The 20,176-nt window shown below is 71.3% G+C and carries 20 protein-coding genes and 1 riboswitch; of the genes, 15 read left to right on the forward strand and 5 right to left on the reverse strand.

The genetic code is table 11. The features are described from left to right. Window positions 1-395 precede the first annotated feature (395 nt). The 11 genes from mpaB (at window position 396) to ACXKZF_RS03690 (ending at window position 9,235) form a co-directional block, all read left to right on the forward strand. On the forward strand, window positions 396-1,505 hold the full coding sequence (mpaB, locus tag ACXKZF_RS03640) for a daptide biosynthesis RiPP recognition protein (RefSeq protein ID WP_243222841.1): 1,110 nt from the start codon (window positions 396-398) through the stop codon (window positions 1,503-1,505). Beyond that, entirely contained in the window at window positions 1,502-2,752 is a 1,251-nt protein-coding gene (mpaD, locus tag ACXKZF_RS03645; protein ID WP_488985415.1) for a daptide-type RiPP biosynthesis aminotransferase, read from the forward strand. Before mpaB ends, mpaD begins: the two co-directional genes overlap by 4 nt. Then, window positions 2,749-3,963, forward strand: coding sequence for an iron-containing alcohol dehydrogenase (locus tag ACXKZF_RS03650; protein WP_243222843.1), 1,215 nt, complete (start codon window positions 2,749-2,751; stop codon window positions 3,961-3,963). The genes mpaD and ACXKZF_RS03650 overlap by 4 nt, the downstream gene beginning before the upstream one ends. Continuing rightward, on the forward strand, window positions 3,960-4,097 hold the full coding sequence (mpaA1, locus tag ACXKZF_RS03655; RefSeq protein ID WP_200936136.1) for an MpaA1 family daptide-type RiPP: 138 nt from the start codon (window positions 3,960-3,962) through the stop codon (window positions 4,095-4,097). The genes ACXKZF_RS03650 and mpaA1 overlap by 4 nt, the downstream gene beginning before the upstream one ends. A 45-nt stretch (window positions 4,098-4,142) precedes the next feature. After that, on the forward strand, window positions 4,143-4,265 hold the full coding sequence (mpaA2, locus tag ACXKZF_RS03660) for an MpaA2 family daptide-type RiPP (protein WP_268774746.1): 123 nt from the start codon (window positions 4,143-4,145) through the stop codon (window positions 4,263-4,265). 62 nt (window positions 4,266-4,327) lie between these two features. Then, a complete protein-coding gene (mpaA3, locus tag ACXKZF_RS03665; RefSeq protein ID WP_268774744.1) occupies window positions 4,328-4,450 on the forward strand; it encodes an MpaA3 family daptide-type RiPP in 123 nt (40 codons plus the stop codon). 71 nt (window positions 4,451-4,521) lie between these two features. Then, window positions 4,522-5,343 carry a daptide-type RiPP biosynthesis methyltransferase gene (gene mpaM / locus ACXKZF_RS03670; protein ID WP_055958782.1) on the forward strand — a complete coding sequence of 274 codons (822 nt, stop codon included), beginning with the start codon at window positions 4,522-4,524 and terminating at the stop codon, window positions 5,341-5,343. Continuing rightward, the gene (gene mpaP / locus ACXKZF_RS03675; protein WP_488985416.1) at window positions 5,333-7,024 is read left to right on the forward strand and encodes a daptide biosynthesis intramembrane metalloprotease; all 1,692 of its coding nucleotides are present in this window, start codon (window positions 5,333-5,335) and stop codon (window positions 7,022-7,024) included. The genes mpaM and mpaP overlap by 11 nt, the downstream gene beginning before the upstream one ends. Further along, on the forward strand, window positions 7,021-7,737 hold the full coding sequence (locus ACXKZF_RS03680) for an ABC transporter ATP-binding protein (RefSeq protein WP_055958775.1): 717 nt from the start codon (window positions 7,021-7,023) through the stop codon (window positions 7,735-7,737). Before mpaP ends, ACXKZF_RS03680 begins: the two co-directional genes overlap by 4 nt. After that, window positions 7,734-8,462 carry an ABC transporter permease gene (locus ACXKZF_RS03685; protein ID WP_488985417.1) on the forward strand — a complete coding sequence of 243 codons (729 nt, stop codon included), beginning with the start codon at window positions 7,734-7,736 and terminating at the stop codon, window positions 8,460-8,462. Before ACXKZF_RS03680 ends, ACXKZF_RS03685 begins: the two co-directional genes overlap by 4 nt. Further along, window positions 8,459-9,235 (forward strand): hypothetical protein, encoded by a 777-nt coding sequence (locus tag ACXKZF_RS03690; protein WP_488985418.1) that lies wholly within the window; start codon window positions 8,459-8,461, stop codon window positions 9,233-9,235. The genes ACXKZF_RS03685 and ACXKZF_RS03690 overlap by 4 nt, the downstream gene beginning before the upstream one ends. 60 nt (window positions 9,236-9,295) lie before the next feature. On the opposite strand, the gene ACXKZF_RS03695 is transcribed toward ACXKZF_RS03690, so the two are convergent. After that, window positions 9,296-9,748: a GNAT family N-acetyltransferase gene (locus ACXKZF_RS03695; RefSeq protein WP_055958767.1), complete on the reverse strand. Its 453-nt coding sequence runs from the start codon at window positions 9,746-9,748 to the stop codon at window positions 9,296-9,298. A gap of 239 nt (window positions 9,749-9,987) precedes the next feature. Here ACXKZF_RS03695 and ACXKZF_RS03700 point away from each other — a divergent pair, with 239 nt between their 5' ends. Next, the gene (locus ACXKZF_RS03700) at window positions 9,988-12,207 is read left to right on the forward strand and encodes an NADP-dependent isocitrate dehydrogenase (RefSeq protein WP_055958763.1); all 2,220 of its coding nucleotides are present in this window, start codon (window positions 9,988-9,990) and stop codon (window positions 12,205-12,207) included. A 374-nt stretch (window positions 12,208-12,581) separates the two neighbouring features. Here the strand turns inward: ACXKZF_RS03700 and ACXKZF_RS03705 are convergent, their stop codons facing one another. The 3 genes from ACXKZF_RS03705 to ACXKZF_RS03715 all read right to left on the reverse strand — a co-directional run bounded on the left by ACXKZF_RS03705 (window position 12,582) and on the right by ACXKZF_RS03715 (window position 15,824). Next, window positions 12,582-13,973, reverse strand: coding sequence for a L,D-transpeptidase family protein (locus tag ACXKZF_RS03705; protein ID WP_055958760.1), 1,392 nt, complete (start codon window positions 13,971-13,973; stop codon window positions 12,582-12,584). A gap of 103 nt (window positions 13,974-14,076) precedes the next feature. Next, window positions 14,077-15,441: an FAD-binding oxidoreductase gene (locus ACXKZF_RS03710; RefSeq protein ID WP_488985419.1), complete on the reverse strand. Its 1,365-nt coding sequence runs from the start codon at window positions 15,439-15,441 to the stop codon at window positions 14,077-14,079. Beyond that, window positions 15,438-15,824: a YrdB family protein gene (locus ACXKZF_RS03715; RefSeq protein WP_235561304.1), complete on the reverse strand. Its 387-nt coding sequence runs from the start codon at window positions 15,822-15,824 to the stop codon at window positions 15,438-15,440. Before ACXKZF_RS03715 ends, ACXKZF_RS03710 begins: the two co-directional genes overlap by 4 nt. Before the next feature lie 201 nt (window positions 15,825-16,025). Continuing rightward, window positions 16,026-16,111, forward strand: a riboswitch (ZMP/ZTP riboswitch). A gap of 57 nt (window positions 16,112-16,168) precedes the next feature. On the opposite strand from ACXKZF_RS03715, the gene glyA reads away from it, so the two are divergent. From glyA to ACXKZF_RS03730, 3 genes are all read left to right on the forward strand, one after another. After that, window positions 16,169-17,443 (forward strand): serine hydroxymethyltransferase, encoded by a 1,275-nt coding sequence (gene glyA, locus ACXKZF_RS03720; protein ID WP_055958753.1) that lies wholly within the window; start codon window positions 16,169-16,171, stop codon window positions 17,441-17,443. 498 nt (window positions 17,444-17,941) lie between these two features. Next, window positions 17,942-18,826, forward strand: coding sequence for a bifunctional methylenetetrahydrofolate dehydrogenase/methenyltetrahydrofolate cyclohydrolase (locus tag ACXKZF_RS03725; RefSeq protein WP_055958748.1), 885 nt, complete (start codon window positions 17,942-17,944; stop codon window positions 18,824-18,826). 156 nt (window positions 18,827-18,982) lie between these two features. After that, entirely contained in the window at window positions 18,983-19,471 is a 489-nt protein-coding gene (locus tag ACXKZF_RS03730) for a cytochrome C5 (protein WP_488985420.1), read from the forward strand. A gap of 70 nt (window positions 19,472-19,541) precedes the next feature. On the opposite strand, the gene hxlA is transcribed toward ACXKZF_RS03730, so the two are convergent. Further along, window positions 19,542-20,165 carry a 3-hexulose-6-phosphate synthase gene (gene hxlA / locus ACXKZF_RS03735; RefSeq protein WP_055958741.1) on the reverse strand — a complete coding sequence of 208 codons (624 nt, stop codon included), beginning with the start codon at window positions 20,163-20,165 and terminating at the stop codon, window positions 19,542-19,544. Window positions 20,166-20,176: the final 11 nt, after the last annotated feature.

Here is a 20,176-nt window from a genome sequence, read left to right on the forward strand (position 1 = left end):
TGCCACGGTCCTCCGGCCTTGGCATCCCCCTCCTGTGCTGTCGAGTTGTCGCGGGCCCCGCTGTCGCGTCATCTCCCGACCGTGACATCCTGTCGTCGCTGGGCGTGATGTCCTGACGTTCCCTGACGGTGACGTCCTGTCGTCGCTGGGCGTGTGTCCTGACGTTCCTTGACCGTGACGGCGTGGCGTTCCCGGCCGTGATGTCGCCGCGCTCGCTCGCCGTCGATCGGCCCGTCCGTCTGGTGAGGTGATCGCCTCTGGACCACCGGGTGAATCGGAACTCTCCCCCCTCGCGCGGCAAGCAAGGCATGTATACATTCCTTCTCAGTCCCCGGTCTCAACGGGGACCTCCGCACTCCGGACGAGCGCGGAGCTGCGGCGAGGGGAGGTGTCCGGTGGCCGGAGGAACCGTCGACGAGCGCGACGCCCGCGTCGTCGTGGAATGGATCACGGGGCGGCCCCGGTCGTTCCGGCGTGCGGTGTTCTGCGCTCCGGGCGCATCCGCCGGCCGGGTCGCGGTCACGCTCGGCGCGGACGACGTCCTTCTCGTCCCCGACGCCCTCCCGGTGGAGACGGCGGCGCGGGTCATCGGCTACCGGGGTGCGTTCGACGACATCGGCGACATGCTCCACGTCGCCGGTCACGCGATCGAGCTGCAGCACTACGCGTCGGCGGCCTACGTCGAGCTCGTGGGTCCGACCGCCATGCGCTTCTTCGACCTCGACGGATGGCGTGCTTTCCTCGACGACGCCGATCTCGCCCGAGACGCGGGAGTCTTCGCCGGTCCGCTCGTCGACCCGAGACTGCGGCTCGCCGATGCCGGGACGGTCGACGCGCCGTTCGACGTCGCCCCGCCGAAAGCGCTTCACGTCCACGCCGATGGCCGCATCACCGCGGGCGCCCAGGGCGAGCGACTGGGAGCCGTCGACACCGCCGTCGACGACCTGTGGGCCTCCCGCCCGCGGTGGACGGCGCTGACGGGAGTCGTCGCCGAGACCGTCGTCGTCGACGGACTCGGCTCCCGGTCGTGGCTCGCGCGTTACCTGCGTGCCGCACAGGTCTGGGGCGTGCTCGGGATCCGACCCGGCGAGGGGCGGATCGACGGGTTCGGCTGGTCGGCGGACGCGGCGTCGGAGGGTGACGCGCAGCCGGGACCCGACGACGCCTTCCTCGTGGAGACGGCGGGCGGCGTGCTCCTCGCCGACCTGCGCACGCGTCGCCGGCAGCGCCTCTCCGACCTGACGGCCAGGGTCGTGGCGACCCTGCAGACCTCCAGCGATCCGAACCGTGCCACGGAGCGTCTCGCGCGGATGGAGCGGATCCCCGAGACGACCGCCGCGCAGTTGTGCGCCGAGGCCGCGGGGCGTCTCGGAGTCCGTGCCGGCGTGCCCCTGGCATCCCAGCCCGCCCGCTCCGCGCGCGCGGTCTCGGCGTCGCCGGTTCCCGGGCCGGGGGCATCGGGCGCCGGTCCCTCGGCGACGGTGGTTCTCGGAGGAGGCGCGTGAGCCCCGTCTGGCCGGCCCTGGTGCGCGCCGACGCGACCTTCGGCGCCGATCGGATCGCGATCTCGGCGCGCGGCCACCGCATCCGCTATGCCGACGGGTCGGAGCGCCTGTGCGCGACGAGCGGCCTGTGGAACGTGCCGCTCGGCTACGGCCACGAGGGTGTCGCCGACGCGGTCGCGAAAGCCCTGCAGGACGCGTCGTATCTCACGCTGTTCCGCGCCGTCCACGGCCCCGCGCTCGAGGCTGCGGACGCCCTGCTCGACCTGGCGGGTCGCGAGTCGTATCGCCGCGTGATCTTCTCCACCTCGGGCGGCGCGGCCAACGACGCGGTGATGAAGCTCGTGCGGCAGTACCAGGGGGAGCGCGGCGAGGGTGCGCGCACGCTCGTCGTCGGTCTGCGCGGCAGCTACCACGGCACGATGTACGGCAGCCACGCGCTGAGCGGCGACGCGCTCGGCCAGGGCGCGTACGCACTCGACCGCCGCGCGGTGCGTCACGTCGAGTATCGCGACGGGGGTGAGGATCTCGGAGCGCTCCTGCGACGCGAAGGGCCCCGCGTAGCCGCCGTCGTCGTCGAGCCGGTGCTCGGCACCGGCGCTCACCCGCTTCCGACAGCGTTCGTCGAGACGGTTCTCGACCTCCGCGACGAGCACGGCTTCCTGCTCGTCGCGGACGAGGTCGCGACGGGATTCGGTCGCACCGGGCCGCTCTTCGCCTCGGAGGAGTGGTCGCGCTCGCCTGACCTGCTGGTGCTGTCCAAGGCCCTCACCAACGGAGCGGTCGGAGCCGCGGCCGTACTCGTCGGTGCGCGTGTCGCGGCGGAGTTCGCCGACCGCGGTGCCGTGTTCGTGCACGGCGAGACCCAGGCCGGGACTCCGACGTGCGCCGCTGCGGTGAGCGCCGTCGCGGAGGAGTTCCGCGGACGCGGGACGCGGGATGCCGTCGCGCGTGTGAGCGCAGGCGTCCGGGCACTCGCCGACGGCCTCGTCCGCGACGGTCTCGCCGTCGAGGTCCGGGGTCGCGGTGCCTTCCTCGGCCTGGCGCTCGCAGACCCCGTCGAGCCCCGCCTGCCCCCTGCGCGCGTCGCCGAGCTGGTGGACGCGATCCACACGGCCGGGGCGATCGTGCATCCGGGGGCCGACGGCATCCAGCTCCTCCCCGCCTACGGTTACACCGACGCCGATTTCGCGGAACTCGACGCGGCCATCCGGGTGGGCATCGCCCGGATGACGGAGCGGTGGTCGTGAGTGCGATCGTGCACCGGCGACGATCGACGCTCGTCGCCGGGTTCTCCGTCGCCCGTTCGGTGTGCGCGGCGGCGACGGCGGGGCGTCGGACGGCTGTCGTGGTCGACGCGCGGCTCGCGCATCTGGCCGACGTCGTCGCGCATCCCGCGGTCGTCGTCGCCCTCGACACCGCCCGCGTCGACGCCTCGGCCGTCGATGCCGTCGCCGCGCGACTCCGGGACGCCCGGGTCGAGACGGTCGTCGCGGTGGGAGGGGGCACGACGATCGACACGGCGGCGGTCGCCGCGGTCGGCGTCGCGTCGCCCCGCACGCTGACGTGGGCGCTCGATCGGTCGGCGCGTGTCGCGGTCGTGCCGCTCCCGCCCCCCGACGTCGCGGCGGTCGACGTCATCGCCGTCCCCACCACCCTCGGCACGTCCGCCGAGACGAACTCCGTCGCGATCGTCCGGACGGATCACGGGCAGCGACTGATCGTCGGCGAGGGGCTTCGCCCGCGCTACGCCGTCCTGGACGCCGATCACTACATCACGCTCCCGGGCGTGCAGGCCCGGACCGGATGCCTCGAAGCGATCCTGCGTCTGGCCGGTGCCAGTACGGCGGAACGTGCGCACCCCCGGGCGCACGCACACGCCGTCGCGATCGGCCGCGCCCTCGTCGGGCTCGGCGACGGGTCCTTGTCGCCCGCGGCGCGGCTGATGATCGCGCGCTGGAGCGCAGCCACGCAGCGCACGGCGGCCTTACGCGGACGCGTGTCCTTCAGCCCCCGTCACTGGTACCTCGCCAATGAGGTGTCCTTCGTCGCCCGCACGACGAAGATGCGCGCGACGGCGTCGATCGTCGCCGGCGTGTGGCGATGCATCGAGGATGGCGACTCCCGCTGGGGATCGCCGCGGCCGTTGGAGGCCTTCTGGCGCGAGGTGGTTCGCGGGACGCGGCTCCCGATCGCTCCCTCGGCGGGCATCGATGCTCTGGTCGCGCGATGGGCGCTCCCTCTCGCGACCCGACCCGACCCGGACGCCCTGACGTCGATGGCGGTCCGCGTGGAGCGGTGGTGGGGCGGGCGGACACCCGCTCTGCCCGGGATCACGGCGTCCGACGTGCGCTCGGTGCTCGAGGGGGCCCGGTGGGCTCCGACCTCCGCACGCGCCGACGCGTCACGACTCGCCCCGGAGACCATCCCGATGAGATCGAGAGGAGGTGACCACACATGACGTCTCTCGCTCTTTCGCCGCAGCTGCAGTTCGAGGAGCTCGACGCCCTGGAGACCCCGAGCTGGGAGAGCTTCTATCAGGGCGTCCTGGGCGGACTCGCCGTCGTCGGTATCGGCATCGCCATCGCCACGTGAGGGCGAACCGATCGACCCCGTGACCATCAAGGAGGTGACATGCACATGACTTCCACCCTGGAGTTCGTCGAGCTCGACTCGATGGACGCCCCTGACGACGGATGGGATTGGTTCCGCGGCTTCAGCTACGGGGTGGCCCTCGGGCTCATCGCCCTGTCCGCCACCTGAGGACTCTCGACGGATGCCGCGACCGTGGCATCCCTTCCTCTGCCGCACTGAGGAGGTGACACATGCCGAACGATCTCGCTCTGGGCTTCGAGGAACTCGACGCCCTCGACGCGCCGATGGAGTGGTGGGAGCACGCCAGCTACCTCATCGCCATCGCCGCCGCGACGGTCGCCATCGCGACCTGAACGCCATCGAGGGGGAGACGCCGCCGGCGTGTCCCCCTCGACGGTCCACCACCACACCTCCAGGAGGAGCCATGACCGCACCGCTCACCGACTCCGTGCGCCACCGCCTGGCGGAAGCCGGATGCGTCGCCGACCCGAGCGACGTGTACGCCGGTGACGGCGCACGGTTCTACGACGACCTCGTCGGGCCGGACCGATCCGAGATCCTCGAGGTGCTCGCCGTCGCGCGCCGCAGCGGTCCCGAGGTGCTCGACCTCGCCGCCGGGACCGGCCGGCTCACCGTCCCGCTGCTGCGTTCCGGCGCGCGTGTCACCGCCCTCGACCTCTCGCCCGACATGCTCGCGCGACTTCGCGACGCCGTCCCGCCGCAGTCGCCGTGCACGTTCGTCGTCGCCGACATGTGCGCGTTCGATCTCGAGCGAGCCTTCGATCTCATCGTGCTCGGCGCGACCTCCATTACGCTGCTCGGCGGCGCGGACCGTCGACGCCTTTACGGTGCCGTCCGTCGGCACCTCGCTCCTACCGGGAGCCTGCTGCTCTCGGTCGCGGGGTCTGGCGCGGTCGCCCAGCTACGCGTTTCCTCCGATCGGGAGATCGCCGTCGAGACGGCACACGGACACACGGACTACCTGCAATCCCAGCAGGTCGAGGCGGGCGGCGCCACGCGCATCGTGAATTGGATGCCGTTCCCGCTGCCCACGTCGCCGGGTCCCGTGCGCGTGTTGACCACACGGCTGCAGCTCCTCGACGCGGCGACGGTGACCGCCGAACTGCGGGACGCCGGGTTCGCCCCGCCCGCGACGATCCCGGTGCGCACGAACGGGGCCGTGCCGGGTGAGGGCATGGTGCTGCTGCACACCCGCGCCGACGACGGAGGCGCCGATGTCGCGTGATGCGCTCCGCCCGCCCGCCCGTGCACCGCACGCCGCGGTACCGCCGCGGCTCGCCGACACCGTTCGCATCGAGCCCGCGGCCAACGGCGGGCACTGGCTCGTCAGCATCGACGGCGTGCCGGTGTCGCGGGCGTCCTCGACCGTCGCGGCGACCCTGAGTGCGATGGACGGCACTGCCGCCGTCGACGACCTGCGCCGGCGCTTCGCCCCCGACCAGGAGCCGGAAGCGTTCGCCGCACTCGTGGAGCGTTTCCGCCGGGCCGGTCTGCTCGAGGGCTCACCGAGGCGCCCCGCCGGGCGCGTGACCTATCGGCCGCCGCTGACGATCCAGCTCGCGACGCTGCGCGCCCCTCTCCTCTTCGATCGTCTGCATCGGCTGCTGCGGCCGCTCCTGCGTCGGTGGCTGGTGTGGCCGCTCGCGGCGATCGTCGTCCTGGGTGGCGTCGCTCTGGTGTGGCAGGCCGAGACGGCCGCCCGCGCGCTCACCTCTCCGCTCCCGCTGGCCGACCTGGGCCTCGTCGCGGCGGTGATGATCGCCGCAACCCTGGCCCACGAGGCCGCGCACGGCCTGACGCTCTCTCACGCGGGTGCGCAGCCGCGTCGCGCCGGGGTGATGCTGTTGTACCTCGGCCCGGCGTTCTTCGTCGACGTCACCGACGCGTGGCGCCTTCCCTCGCGCGCCTCCCGCGTCGTGGTGGCCCTGGCGGGTCCGGCGGTCCACGCCGTCCTCGGCGGGGCCGCGGCCCTGGGGGCGCTCGCCGTTCCCGACTCCGACCTGCGCCGGGCGCTGCTCGTCGTGGCGTGCACGTGCGTCACGGTGGTCGTGGTCAACCTGGTCCCGTTCGTCCGCTTCGACGGCTACCTGGCGCTCATGAGCGCGCTGGACGAGCCCCGTCTGCGCGCCCGCACGATGAGCGACGCCGCGGACGCCCTCCGTCGCGTCCTCTTCGGCGGCCCGGCGGGACCGCGGTCGTTTCCGCGTCGATGGAGCGTGCCCTTCGGGGTGCTGAGCGCCCTCGTACCCACCGTCATCGTGGGGTTCGCCGTCGAACGGGCGGTGCGCGCCCTCGCCGGCACGGGGCCGGTGGGCGCGTTCCTCGTCCTCGCCCTTCAATCGTTCGTCGTGGTCGCCGTCGGCGTACGCGTCGCGCGATGGCTGGTGGCGTGTTGGCGGCGGGGCACAGGACGCCTCCGATTCGTCCTGCTGGCGGCGTTCCTGACGGCCGCCGCCTTCGGCGCGGCGGCCTCCGTCCCGGTCGACGACGTCCGCACGACCGGCTTCGTCGTGGCCGACGACCGGGTGCTCCTCGTGTCGACGGATGATTCGCCCGCGTCGCTCCCCGTGGCCGACGGCAGCCCGGTCGACCTGTCGACGAGCGGGATCCTCTCCGCGCACGTCGCGGCCGGGACCGCGTGGGCGACGGCGCCGCACCCCCGGGCCGTGCCCCTCTCGGCGTTCTCGCCCCTCGAGGTGACCGGAGTCGACGTGGACGCCGTCGTGATCGGCGCCGTTGATGTCGCCGAGAGCTCCGAACTGCCCGTCGCCGGCCGCGCGAGCCTCCGCCTCGGCTCCCGTTCCGTGCTCGAGGCGGCGTGGACGACCCACGTCGTCGAGCCGGCGTCTGTCCTCCTCTCGTTCCTGAGCCCGCCGGACACCGATACGAAAGAGACCCGACGATGATCGACCCCGCTATCGAGGTGCGCCACCTCACCAAGAGATACGGTTCCCGCACGGCCGTCGAAGACGTTTCGTTCGCCGTGCGTCGCGGCAGCGTCGTGGGGCTGCTCGGCCCGAACGGAGCGGGGAAGTCCACGACGCTGCGCACCGTCGTCGGTCTGTCCGCCCCGACCGACGGCGAGTCACTCGTCGACGGCCTGCCGTTCCGCCGTCTCGTGCAGCCGTCGGCCCACATCGGTGTGCAGATGGACGGATTCGGCTTCGAGCCCGGCATCACGGCGCGACGACACCTCGATATCGCACGCCTCGCTGTCGGTGCCCCCCGCCGGCGTGTCGACGAGGTGCTCGACGAGGTCGGGCTCGCCGGCGACGCCCGGCGGCGAGTGAAGTCCTTCTCGACGGGCATGGTGCAGAGGCTCGGGCTCGCGGCCGCGCTCATCGGCTCGCCCCGCACGCTCGTGCTCGACGAACCCTCCAACGGCCTCGACCCGGACGGCATCCGGTGGTTGCGTCGCTACCTCCGGTCCTTCGCGCAGGCCGGGGGATCGGTGCTCGTATCGAGCCATCAGCTCGCCGAACTCGAGCACACCGTCGACGAAGTCGTCATCCTCCAGCGCCGGGTGCTGTATTCCGGCGCGCTCGACGACCTGGTGCGCGGCCCCGGGGACTCCCTCGAGGATCGCTACTTCGACCTCGTCGAGGGGAGCCGCGCGTGATCGGGGCGATGCGTGCCGAGATCCTGCGCGCGCGCAGCGGGTTCAACACCCTCGCGGTCCTGCTGCTGGCGGGGTTCGTCCCCGTCATCGTCCTCACCAGCGACGACACCCTCGGGCGGATGACGGGCCTGGATGCCGAGACCGCCGCGGGTCTGCTCTTCGCCCCGGTCGCGTGGACCTTCGTGGTGGCGGCGTTCGCGGGGGCGTTCGGCGTGACCCGCGAGTTCTATTACGGATCGATGGGCCGGACGGTCGTCCAGGTCGGGTTCGCGCGCGCATTCGTCGGCAAGGTCCTCGCGGCGATGGTCGTCGGACTGGTCCTCGCCGCCGGCCTGATCCTCCTCTGGTGCGGTGTCGTCGCCGTGGTGCTGAGCGTGAACGGGCTCGCTTTCGCTCCGTCCCCGGCGGTGTTCCGGACGGCGCTCGGCGCGCTTCCCGCGACGGCGCTGGGGTCCGTCTTCGGCGCCGCGGTCGGCTGGATCGTGGGCAACTACTACGCCGCGGCCGCCCTGGTACTGGCAGGTCCGATCGCCCTCGAGCTCGCTCTGCTCGGCACCGCACCCGACATGGCCCGCTTCCTGCCGGGGCTGTCGCTCGCTGCACTGGCGTCGCCGCAGAACCATCCCGTGCTGCTCTCGCCGGGCGGTGGTCTGGCCGTGGCCCTCGCCTGGGCTCTCGCCCTGACGACGGGTGCGTGGATCGTCGGACGGCGGCGGTTCGCGTGACGGCCGCTCCCGTGGTGGCCGCTCCCTCCCTGCCGCGGCGCGTGGGTCGCGCTCTCGCCGCTCAGGGGCGGAGCTTCGGGGCCGACCTGACCCTCGGCGGGATCGGTGCGGCCACGTTCGTGCTCTCCGCGTCCATCGCCGCGAGCATCCCCCCTGACGTCGCCGGGGCGCCCGAGGACGTGAAGATGCTGGTGGTCGGGCCGCTGTCGGCGGTGATCGGCGTCTATGCCGCTGTCATGGCCGCGATCTACGGCTCGTTCCGGTACACGGTGGACCGTCGCTCCGGGGTCGTCGCGCAGCGGGCGACGCTGCAGTCGCGCCCCTGGGCGCTCGTCGGTCGGGTGCCGTTCGCGGCGCTGGGCGGAGCGACGGTCGCTGCCGCGGCGGTGCTCGGCGGGCGTCTCGCGCTGGTGCCGACTTTCGGTCTCGCCGGCGTGGATCTCGGCGATGTCCTGGCGATCCTCGCCGTGGGCGCGGCCGCCGCGGTCTGGGGACTCGGCGTCGGGCTCGTCGTCCAGGCGCATCTGCCGGCGCTTTTCATGGCACCGTTCTCGATCAGCGCCGCGTTGATGGCGGCTTCCCTGTGGCCGGACATCTCGGCCTGGATGCCGCTACCCACGATGCTCCGCGGCGCCGGCCTCGATCTCGCGGCGCTCGGCATCGGCGAGACCGTCGGACCGGGACAGGGGCTCGCGTGCGCTCTGGCGACCGCATGGGTAGCCATCGCGCTCGCCGCGGGCGCGTGGTCGTTCCTGCGGCGAGACGTGCGGTGACCAGAGCGTCGTCGGCGCTCTCCGGGGACGACGGAGAAGTGGATCGCCCCGTCGGTCGCCTCAGACGCGCACGCGCGCGATGATCTCGCCGTACTCGGTCTCGCCGACCGCCTCGAAGCCGACGCGCTCGAAGAACGCCTCGGGGCCGCCGACGCCGGGTTCGTAGATCACGTCGACGTGGTCCATGCCGCGGCCGCGTGCCTCTTCGAGGACGGCGGCGAGGGCGTAGCTGCCGACGCCGCGGCCCTGCTCGTCTGCGTCGACGTTGATGCGCCAGAGCACCGAGCGGAAGTGCTCCTCGTGCGCGTCGGGGTCGAAGTTGGCGCTGACGAACCCGACGACCTCGTCGGCGTCGAGCACGACCCGCTGCCACGACGTCTGCGGATTGCTCACGGTCGCAGCGATGCCGTAGCTGACCGGAGCGAGGAACTGCTCCTGGCCGGGCTTGAGCGACAGGGTGTTCACCGCCACGATCGTGGCGGCGGACAGTTCGACGAGACGCAGGTCAGCCATGCGCCCAGGTTAGCGGCACGGCCACCGAGTCCCAAGGTCGCCCGCGCTTCCCGGCCCCGCCCGTCACCCGCGCGTGGTCGATCCGCGTCTCGACGTTCACCCGTGCCGGTGCGGCGACCCCGGCGCGCGAAGTGGCGCGGCGAACGGTTCCGAGGGAGAAGTATCTCGATATCAAGAGACTTTGCCCACGTGCGATAGGCTGAAACGCAACCCTGGCCGCCTCTACGGAGAGATCTGACGTGCCCGATTCCACCATCATTTACACGTACACCGACGAGGCGCCGGCTCTTGCCACCGCGTCGTTCCTGCCCATCGTGCAGGCCGTCACGAAGCAGGCGGGGGTCGACGTCGAAACCCGCGACATCTCGCTCGCCGGCCGCATCCTGGCGGCCTTCCCCGAGCGGCTCACCGCCGAGCAGCGGGTCGGCGACGCGCTCGCCGAGCTCGGCGGCCTCGCGACGCTGCCCGAGGCGAACATCATCAAGCTGCCGAACATCTCGGCATCCATTCCTCAGCTGAAGGCCGCGATCGCCGAGCTGCGGGCGCAGGGCTACGACATCCCCGATTACCCCGATGAGGCATCGAGCGACGCCGACAAAGATGTGCGCGCCCGCTACGACCGCATCAAGGGGTCGGCTGTGAACCCGGTGCTGCGCGAGGGCAACAGCGATCGCCGCGCGCCCCTCGCGGTGAAGAATTACGCCAAGAAGCACCCGCACCGCAACAAGGCCTTCGGTGAGGGTTCGAAGACCCGGGTCGCCACCCTCGGCCACGACGACTTCCGCTCGAACGAGAAGTCGGTCGTGATCGCCGCCGACGACGTGCTCTCGATCCAGCACGTCGGCGCCGACGGCACCGTCACCACGCTGAAGCAGGGCCTGAAGGTGCTACAGGACGAAATCGTGGATGCCACGTTCCTTTCGGCCGCCGCTCTCGACGCGTTCCTCGCCGACACGTTGGCCGAGGCGAAGGCCGACGACGTGCTGTACTCGGTGCACCTCAAGGCCACCATGATGAAGGTCAGCGACCCGATCATCTTCGGCCACGTCGTCAAGGCGTTCTTCGCCGACGTGTTCGACCGCTACGGCGACGCCCTCGCCGCCGCCGGCCTGACCCCCAACGACGGCCTCGGCTCGATCCTGGCGGGTCTGTCGAGCGTCGAGGGCGGCGACGCCATCGCGACCGACATCCGCGACGCGCTGGCATCCGGTCCCCGCCTGTCATACGTCAACAGTGACAAGGGCACCACCAATCTGCACGTGCCCTCCGACGTGATCGTGGATGCCTCCATGCCCGCGCTCATCCGCAACGGCGGCAAGCTGTGGGGGGTCGACGGGGGAGAAGACGACACCCTCGCCGTCATCCCCGACTCGTCCTACGCCGGCGTGTACCAGGCGACCATCGACGACGTCATCGCGAACGGTCCGCTGGATCCCGCCACCATCGGCTCGGTGCCGAACGTCGGGCTCATGGCCCAAGCCGCCGAGGAATACGGCAGCCACGACAAGACTTTCGAGATCCCCGCGGCCGGCCGCGTACAGGTCGTCGCCTCGAATGGTGATGTGCTGCTCGAGCACGAGGTGAACGCGGGCGACATCTGGCGCGCGACGCAGACGAAAGACGTCGCTGTGCGCGACTGGGTGAAGCTCGCCGTCACGCGCGCCCGGGCGGCCGGTGTGCCCGCGGTATTCTGGCTCGACGAGAGCCGCGCGCACGACCGCAACCTGATCGCCAAGGTCAACGAGTACCTCGCCGACCACGACACCGAGGGCCTCACGATCGAGATCCTCGCCCCGGCGGACGCGACGAAGTACTCCCTCGACCGCATCCGCCGCGGCGAGGACACCATCTCGGTCACCGGCAATGTGCTGCGCGACTACCTCACCGACCTGTTCCCGATCCTCGAGGTGGGTACGAGCGCCAAGATGCTCTCGATCGTCCCGCTTCTCGCGGGTGGCGGCCTGTTCGAGACCGGCGCCGGCGGTTCCGCGCCGAAGCACGTGCAGCAGCTCGTCGAGCAGGACTATTTGCGCTGGGACTCGCTGGGGGAGTTCTTCGCCCTCGCGGCCTCGCTCGAGCACCTCGCCGACACCACCGGCAACGACCGCGCTCGCGTCCTCGCGCAGACCCTCGATGCCGCGACCGGCACGTTCCTCGAGAACGACAAGTCGCCCGGTCGCGCCCTCGGCACCATCGACAACCGCGGGAGCCACTTCTACCTCGCCCTCTACTGGGCGCAGGAGCTGGCGAAGCAGTCGACGGATGCCGACCTCGCGGCGATCTTCGCGCCGGTCGCCGAGCAGCTCGCCGCGGAGGAGCAGACCATCGTCTCCGAGCTGAACGCGGTGCAGGGCCACGCGGCCGAGATCGGCGGCTATTACCGCCCCGATACGGCCCTCGTCGAAAAGATCATGCGCCCCTCGACCACGCTGAACGCCGTGATCGACGGACTCCGCTGAGTCTCTGACACGCAGATCCCGGGAGGGGCGGATGCCGCACGGCATCCGCCCCTCCTTCGGGTCCGGCCGCGAAACGCGTGTTCGAGCCGGCACAGCTCCTGCTTGCGCGAGCTCACGACGCCGCTCGAGCGCCTCCCACAGACGCAGCGCAGGAGTCGTGCGCGAGGCGGCACGGCAACGCGGTGGTCAGCGAGGCGGCGGGAGCGGATTCCCTGCGTTGTTTCTCGAGGCGGAACGCCCCACGCGGCCCCCGCGAACGAGAACGCCGGCGACAAGCGGACGCGATCGACGCGATGCGGCAGGTGCCGGAATCTGCGCCGGCGACGAGAAAGGGGCGGATGCCGTTCGGCGTCCGCCCCTTTCTTGGTCCGGGCTCAGTAGTGAACCGAGACCTCGGTGCCCTTGTACGCCCAGTCGTAGAGCTCTTTGGCGTTGTTGACCGTGAGGTTGATGCAGCCATGACTCATCGGGGTGCCGAAGTTGTTGTGCCAGTAGGTCCCGTGGAACCCCTCGTCGCCGTTGAAGTACGCGACCCACGGGACGTCTTTGGTGCAGTAGTCGTAGCCGTCGACGCACCCCATGTCTTGCATCGTCGTCTTCCAGCCGATGCGGAATTCGCCGGTGTGGGTCTCCCAGCCGCTCTTGCCCGACGACATCGACCAGTTGCGGTAGACCTGGCCGTTCTCGTACAGGGTGACGGACTGGGCGCTGAGGTTGACCTCGATGCGACGCTCGGTCTTCTTGGTGTCGAAGGGCGTCTCGGCGACGGTGAGGGCGTAACGTGCGTTGCCCTCGGCGAGCTGCGACGCGAAGGCCGCGGCGATGCCGCTCGTGTCGCCGAGCGAGCGACCGGTCTGGCCCTCGGTGAAGGCCTTGATGACCTCGCCGCCGCTGTCGACGATGACGTCGGCGTCGACGGCGGCACGGTCGACGGTGCCGGCGAGACCCGCGACGGCGTTCTGGATGGCGGCTTCGTCGGCCGAGATGGCGAACGCGCCCTTGCCGTCGGGCGTGACGGTGATCCAGGATGCCGCGGTGGCACGGTCGACGGGCACCGTGCGCTCGTCGCCGACGTAGAAGCCCGCCGAGTCGAGGATGCCGTTGAGCTTCGCCACGGCGGCGTCGGCCTCTTCGGTCGAGACGGGGGCGTCGACGGCGACCAGGCCCGCTTCGACCGTGGTCGAGGGGGTGCCGGCGTCGAACGCAGACTGCAGTGCGGCGGTGACGGTGGAGACGTCGATGCCCTCGCCGGCCTCGGCGGGGGTGGTCACGTAGGTCTGGGAACCGGCGTCGTACGCGAGCGAGGCGTCGACCGGCGCACGGAAGGCTCCGGGCGCGCGGTCGCGCAGGGCGGCGGCCGCATCGGCGGCGTCGACGTCGACAGCGACGCCGGTGCCCTGCGGGAACCACGACGCGGGCTTCCACATGGGGTTGTCGGCGAACGCCTTGTCGGCGACGGCGGCCGCGTCGACCGTGGCGCCGAGGTCGGCACCGGTGACGGTGACCTCACCGGCGGGGCTCTCGACGGTGACGGTCGTCTGCGCCAGGCGAGCCTCGATGGCCTGCGCTGCGGCTCCCGCGGTCAGGCCGCCGATCTGCACACCGGCGACGGACGCACCGGGCGCGATCAGCACCAGGGACGCGGCGATGAGGGCCACGGCCGTGGCGCCGGCGGGGATGCCGATCCACAGGCCGGAGCGGTTCTTACGCGCCTTGGGCTCGGCCGGAGCCCAGGCGTACGTGGCGCCGTCGGTACCGTCGGTCATTGGTCGAACCCCCCACAAGTCAGTCTTCCCATGCTATGGGAGACCGCTGCGCGTTCGCCGGGTGCCACGTCACGTTCTCATCACGCCCGTGTCGTCGCGACCCTCACGGCGCGAAGACCTTGCCCGGATTCAGGATGCCGAGCGGGTCGAACACCCGGGCGATGTCGCGCTGCAGTCGCCACTGGTCGTCGCCCAGCTCGTCGGCCAGCCAGCGCCGCTTGAGAACGCCGATCCCGTGCTCGCCGGTCAGCGTGCCACCCAGTGCGAGGGCCGCGCGGAAGAGCTCCTCGGCGGCATCCCACACCACCGGCGGGACCTCGGGGCCCTCGAACACGAAGTTCGGGTGCAGATTGCCGTCGCCCGCGTGAGCGACCGCCGGGATCGCGAGTCCGAACTGCCGCTCGATGCGCGCGATCTCGTCGAACATGTCGGGTAGCGCGCTGCGGGGAACGGAGACGTCCTCGATGAGCGTCGTGCCCAGCGTCTCCATCGCCGGATGCATGGCGCGGCGGATCGCCAGCAGCGCCTCGCCCTCGGCGGCGTCGGCTGCGACGGTGACGGTGCCGCCGGCCGCGCGGAGGACGTCGGCGATCGCGCGGGCTTCCGTGGCGGCGACGGGCCCGTCCGTCTGCACCGTCAGCTGCGCCGCGCCCGGGGCAGGAGTCGGCAGCGACAGCAACCGGTGCACGGCCGCGAGGCTCGTGGCATCCATGAGCTCCATGATCGCGGGCTGCGCACCGGATGCCGTGACCGCGGCCGAGGCCACGGCGGCGGCGCGCACGCCGTCGAACAGCGCGGTCAGCGTGACGCGCTCGCCCTCGACGAGACGGCGGAGCTTCAGGGTGGCGCCCACCACCACGCCGAGCGTTCCCTCGGAGCCGATGACCAGCGACGTGAGGTCGAGACCGGTGACGCCCTTGACGCTGCGATGGCCGAGGCGCAGCAGGCGGCCGTCTGCGAGGACGAGGTCGACGCCGAGCACCGCGTCGCGCACCACGCCGTACTTCGCGCAGAGCAACCCGCCGGCACCGGTGGCGATGTTGCCACCGACCGTCGAGATGGCGCGGCTGGCCGGGTCGGGCGCCCACCAGACGCCGTGTGGCTCGAGCAGCGCGTTCAGATCGGCATTGAGGATGCCGGGCTCGACCACGGCGAGGAGGTCGTCGGGCCGCACCTCGAGCACCCGGTCCATGCCGCGCACCGAGAGGCTGATCTCGCCGCCGCCGGTGTTGGCGCCGCCCGCGAGTCCCGTGCCGGCGCCGCGCGGGACGACCGGGGTACGGGTGGCCGAGGCGATGCGCAACGTCGCCTGCACATCGGCGACGGATGCCGCGTGCACGACGGCGAGGGGGAGGCCCGGGGCCGAGTGACCCGACTTGTCGGCACGCACGGCCTCGAGGGTGGAGGGACGGACGTCGACCCGCTCGCCGAGTTCCGCGCGCAGCAGGGCGACGACGTCGGTGCTCACGCCAAGCGCCGGCGGCCGTTCACCGCGCCCACGGTCACCGCGACGACGGCGAAGCCGAGTCCGATCCACGCCTGGCCCATGCTCCACCAGGCGATGGTGGCGGCGGCGTAGACGAAGAGCTCGACGATGGCGCGGATGAAGGGGTGCACGGCGAGCACCGCACGGGGAGAGACGAACAGCGCCCACACCACGATGGCGAGGGCGGGTGCACCGAGCCCCGCGACGATGTTCCAGGGCAGTGGCCAGGCCGTGAAGCCCCAGATGGCCAGCGTGACGAACGCGACGAGACCGCAGGCCACGCTGATGATCTCGATCGCGGTCGGGCGGGGACGCATGCCCGGATCGAGGGGCGCAGCGGCACGGACGCGGGGAGTGTCGGACACGTCTTCGATGGTACGTCGTCTGCGATGGTGCGGTGCCGGCCGGCTCGGCGCGGGCGATCCCTTGCGGGGGTCCGTCGCTCGGGGGCGGTGGCTCCTGCGCGACGGGGTCTTCCGCGCGGGCCGAGGTACGCCCTCGGCACCGTCCGTTCCCCGGGAAACCCGCAGGATGCGCTCTGCGTGCCGCGGGGGAAACCGGTAATGTGGCAGCGTCGCGACTGGCGTTGAGGTGGGACACCACCGGGGAGCGACCGCTTGACGGTATTCGACCGTACGCCTGGGTCGATGCGGTATCTCCGCGGATTCGCCGAGTCCGTGGCATCCCGAACCATCGTCAAGGAGATCGCATGACCGATCCGTACTTCAACGCCCCTCTCTCCGAGGTCGACCCCGAGATCGCCGAGGTTCTGCAGCGCGAGCTCGACCGTCAGCGCGGCTTCCTCGAGATGATCGCGTCCGAGAACTTCGTCCCCGTCTCGGTGCTGCAGTCGCAGGGCTCGGTGCTCACCAACAAGTACGCCGAGGGCTACCCGGGTCGTCGTTACTACGGCGGCTGCGAAGAGGTCGACGTGGCCGAGTCCCTCGCGATCGAGCGTGCCAAGACGCTGTTCGGTGCCGGGTACGCCAACGTCCAGCCGCACTCGGGTGCGTCGGCGAACGCGGCGGTGCTGCACGCCATCGCCCGCCCCGGCGACACGCTGCTCGGCCTCGCCCTCGACCAGGGCGGTCACCTCACTCACGGCATGAAGATCAACTTCTCGGGCCGCCTCTACGACATCGTCGCCTACGGCGTCGACCCCGAGACCTCGATCATCGACATGGACGAGGTGCGCCGTCTCGCCCTCGAGCACAAGCCGAAGGTCATCATCGCCGGTTGGTCGGCCTACCCCCGACAGCTCGACTTCGAGGCCTTCCGCGCGATCGCCGACGAGGTGGGCGCCCTGCTGTGGGTCGACATGGCTCACTTCGCCGGTCTGGTCGCCGCGGGCGTGCACCCCTCGCCGATCCCGCACGCGCACGTCGTGTCGACCACCGTGCACAAGACGATCGGCGGCCCCCGCTCGGGTCTCATCCTCACCAACGACGAAGCCCTCGCCAAGAAGATCAACACCGCGGTCTTCCCCGGTCAGCAGGGCGGCCCGCTCATGCACGTCATCGCCGCGAAGGCGACGGCGTTCAAGCTCGCGCTGACGCCGGAGTTCAAGGAGCGCCAGGAGCGCACCCTGCGGGGCGCGTCGATCCTCGCCGACCGTCTCACCCAGGACGACGTCAAGAATGCCGGCATCGCCGTGCGCTCGGGTGGCACCGACGTGCACCTCGTGCTCGTCGACCTCCGCGAGGCCGAGATCGACGGCAAACAGGCCGAAGACCTGCTGCACGAGATCCACATCACGGTCAACCGCAACGCCGTGCCCAACGACCCGCGCCCGCCGATGGTGACCTCGGGTCTGCGCATCGGCACCCCGGCGCTCGCGACCCGCGGCTTCGGCGACGCGGAGTTCACCGAGGTGGCCGACATCATCGCCCTCGCGCTGATCCCGGGCGCCGACGTCGAGGCGCTGCGCGCGCGCGTCGCGAAGCTGGCCGACGCCTTCCCGCTGTACCCCGACCTGCAGCAGTGAGCCCCGCCGGGGCGGGGTGCGTGCTGCGGCCCCGTCTCGGCGGGTGACCCGCCGTCTGCACGGCGGCGGGTGCCGGCATCCGGTCCCGCTGTGGCGCACACGGCATCCGACCCGCTTCGCATAAACGCGATCCGCTTCGCATAAACACGATCCGCGCGCATAAACGCGAGCAGAGCGTGTTTATCCCCGTCGTGGGCGTTTATGCGCGCGGTGGTGGCCGGTCCGCAGCCGACGGCCTCGCGGCATCCAAAGGGCGCCGGCGTCACCGCTCAGCACGCACAAACGCAATCCGCTCGCACAAACGCGATCCGCTCGCATAACGCGAGCCGCTCGCATAAACGCGAGGACAGTGCGTTTACGCGAGCAGGAAGCGTTTATGCGTGGGGTGGACACCCCCGCGCAACGCGATCGACACTCCGTACGACCCCGATCAATACCCCGCACGACCCCGATCGACACCCCGCACGACCCCCATCGACACTCAGGAAGAGGGATGCCATGACGGCGACGATTCTCGACGGCAAGGCCGCGTCCGCGGCCATCAAAGACGAATTGGCCGAGCGGGTCGCCGCTCTGCGCGAGCGCGGCATCGTGCCCGGTATCGCCACCGTGCTCGTGGGCGCCGACCCGGCGTCGCAGCTGTACGTCGGGATGAAGCACAAGCAATCCGAGGCGATCGGCATGAACTCGATCCAGGTCGAGCTGCCCGCGGAGGCGACTCAGGAAGAGGTCGAGGCCGTCATCGACCGGCTCAATGCCGACCCCGCGTGTCACGGCTACATCGTCCAGCTGCCGCTGCCGAAGCACATCGACACGGATCGGGTGCTCGAGCGCATCGATCCGGCGAAGGATGCCGACGGCCTGCATCCCACCAACCTCGGCCGCCTGGTGCTCAACGTCAACGCACCCATCCTCACTCCGCTGCCCTGCACGCCACGGGGAGTGATCGAGCTGCTGCTGCGCAACGATTACGACCTGAAGGGCAAAGAGGTCGTCGTCGTCGGGCGCGGCGTGACCATCGGCCGCTCGATCGGCCTGCTGTTGACCCGCCGCGAGATCAACGCGACCGTGACGCTGACGCACACCGGCACGGCCGACCTGTCGAAGCACCTGCGGGATGCCGACGTGATCGTGGCCGCCGCGGGCGTGAAGCACATCGTGCGCGCCGAGGACGTCAAGCCCGGAGCCGCCGTGCTCGACGTGGGTGTCACCCGCGAGACCGACCCCGAGACCGGCAAGTCGCGCGTGTACGGCGACGTGCACCCGGACGTCGCCGAGGTGGCGGGCTTCGTGTCGCCCAACCCCGGGGGCGTCGGACCGATGACGGTGGCCCTGCTGATGACGAACGTCGTCGAGGCCGCCGAGCGCGCGGCATCCGCCTGATCTCCGCGTGCACGTCGCATCTGCGGAGCACAGGACGCGAGCCATCGCGTCTCACCACCGCACGCCGGTGAACCACGCCGTGCCGTCGACTGAACAGACGGATTCGCGCGCGCAATGGGGGAGGCGCGCACCCGCCCGACGTGGCAAGGTTTTCTCATGACTGAGTCAGTACTGAACGACCTCCTCCGCCGCGTGACCGAGAGCGGCCTTCTCGACGACGCCCAGATCGACGAAGACAGCGTCATCGGTGCGGCGCAGCTGGAGGCCGCGGGCGTCGAGGTCGAGGTCGACCTCGATCCCGAGCTCGACGACGAGGACGCCCCCGATCTCGACGCCATCATGTCGGGCCTGAAAGACATCCTCACGGTGAGCGAGGACCGCTGGCGCGCCATCGTCGAAGAGGTCGCGAGCGACATCGAGGACGCCCTCGACGACGGTGAGCTCGACGCCGATGTCGACCTCCGCACCGATCTCGAAGCGATCGGTGTGGGCGTGTTCGCCGACGCGATCATCGTGGTCTTCGCGGGTGAGACGTCGTTCCCCGACGCGCTCGTGCACGTGCAGCTGACGCCCGACCTCGAGGTCGAAGACATCGAGATCATCGGCGACGACGATGAGGACGACGAAGAGGCCACCGAGGGCTGATCCTCGACACGAGAAGAGGGACCGAGCCGCGCGGCTCGGTCCCTCTTCTTTCGTTCGGCTCGGGCTGCGGTCAGACGATCGCGGCGCGGAGCGCGGCCGCGGCGGCGCCCACGTCGGGGGCGCTGTAGATGGCGCTGCCGGCGACGGCGACCCGCGCGCCCGACTTCTGCACGTCGGCGATGCTCGCGACGGTGACACCGCCGGCGACCGAGAAGGGCACACCGGCCGCTTCGCCGTCGCGCAGCAGGGTGCCGAAGGTGAAGCCCTCTTCGGCCTGCTCGTCGAGGCCGGCGTGCATCTCGACGAACTCGGCGCCGAGGGCGATGACCTCGCGGGCGCGGGCGGGCTTGTCGGCCACCCCGATCAGGTCGACGACGACGCCCTTGCCGTGCTTCTTGGCCGCGGTGACCGCGCCGACGATCGTGCTGTCACCGGCCGAGCCGAGCACGGTGACGAGGTCGGCACCGGCGCCGAAGGCGATGTCGGCTTCGAGCTCACCGGCATCCATCGTCTTCAGGTCGGCGAAGACGATCTTGTCGGGGTGCGCCTTCTTGATCGCGGTGATGGCCGAGAGGCCTTCGCTCTTGATGAGCGGCGTGCCCAGCTCGAGGATGTCGACGTGGGGCGCCGCGGCGGCGGCGAGATCGAGGGCGGCCTCGGTCGTGAGGGTGTCCATGGCGAACTGCAGCTTCATGCGGGTGTCCT

The sequence above is a fragment of the Microbacterium sp. ABR10 genome, from assembly GCF_057812175.1.

Coding starts and splice junctions, on each gene's coding strand:
- mpaA1 (WP_200936136.1), top strand. CDS start 3,960: ATGACGTCTCTCGCTCTTTCGCCGCAGCTGCAGTTCGAGGAGCTCGAC.
- mpaA2 (WP_268774746.1), top strand. CDS start 4,143: ATGACTTCCACCCTGGAGTTCGTCGAGCTCGACTCGATGGACGCCCCT.
- mpaA3 (WP_268774744.1), top strand. CDS start 4,328: ATGCCGAACGATCTCGCTCTGGGCTTCGAGGAACTCGACGCCCTCGAC.
- mpaM (WP_055958782.1), top strand. CDS start 4,522: ATGACCGCACCGCTCACCGACTCCGTGCGCCACCGCCTGGCGGAAGCC.
- mpaP (WP_488985416.1), top strand. CDS start 5,333: ATGTCGCGTGATGCGCTCCGCCCGCCCGCCCGTGCACCGCACGCCGCG.
- ACXKZF_RS03680 (WP_055958775.1), top strand. CDS start 7,021: ATGATCGACCCCGCTATCGAGGTGCGCCACCTCACCAAGAGATACGGT.
- ACXKZF_RS03695 (WP_055958767.1), bottom strand. CDS start 9,748: ATGGCTGACCTGCGTCTCGTCGAACTGTCCGCCGCCACGATCGTGGCG.
- ACXKZF_RS03705 (WP_055958760.1), bottom strand. CDS start 13,973: ATGACCGACGGTACCGACGGCGCCACGTACGCCTGGGCTCCGGCCGAG.
- glyA (WP_055958753.1), top strand. CDS start 16,169: ATGACCGATCCGTACTTCAACGCCCCTCTCTCCGAGGTCGACCCCGAG.
- ACXKZF_RS03725 (WP_055958748.1), top strand. CDS start 17,942: ATGACGGCGACGATTCTCGACGGCAAGGCCGCGTCCGCGGCCATCAAA.
- ACXKZF_RS03730 (WP_488985420.1), top strand. CDS start 18,983: ATGACTGAGTCAGTACTGAACGACCTCCTCCGCCGCGTGACCGAGAGC.
- hxlA (WP_055958741.1), bottom strand. CDS start 20,165: ATGAAGCTGCAGTTCGCCATGGACACCCTCACGACCGAGGCCGCCCTC.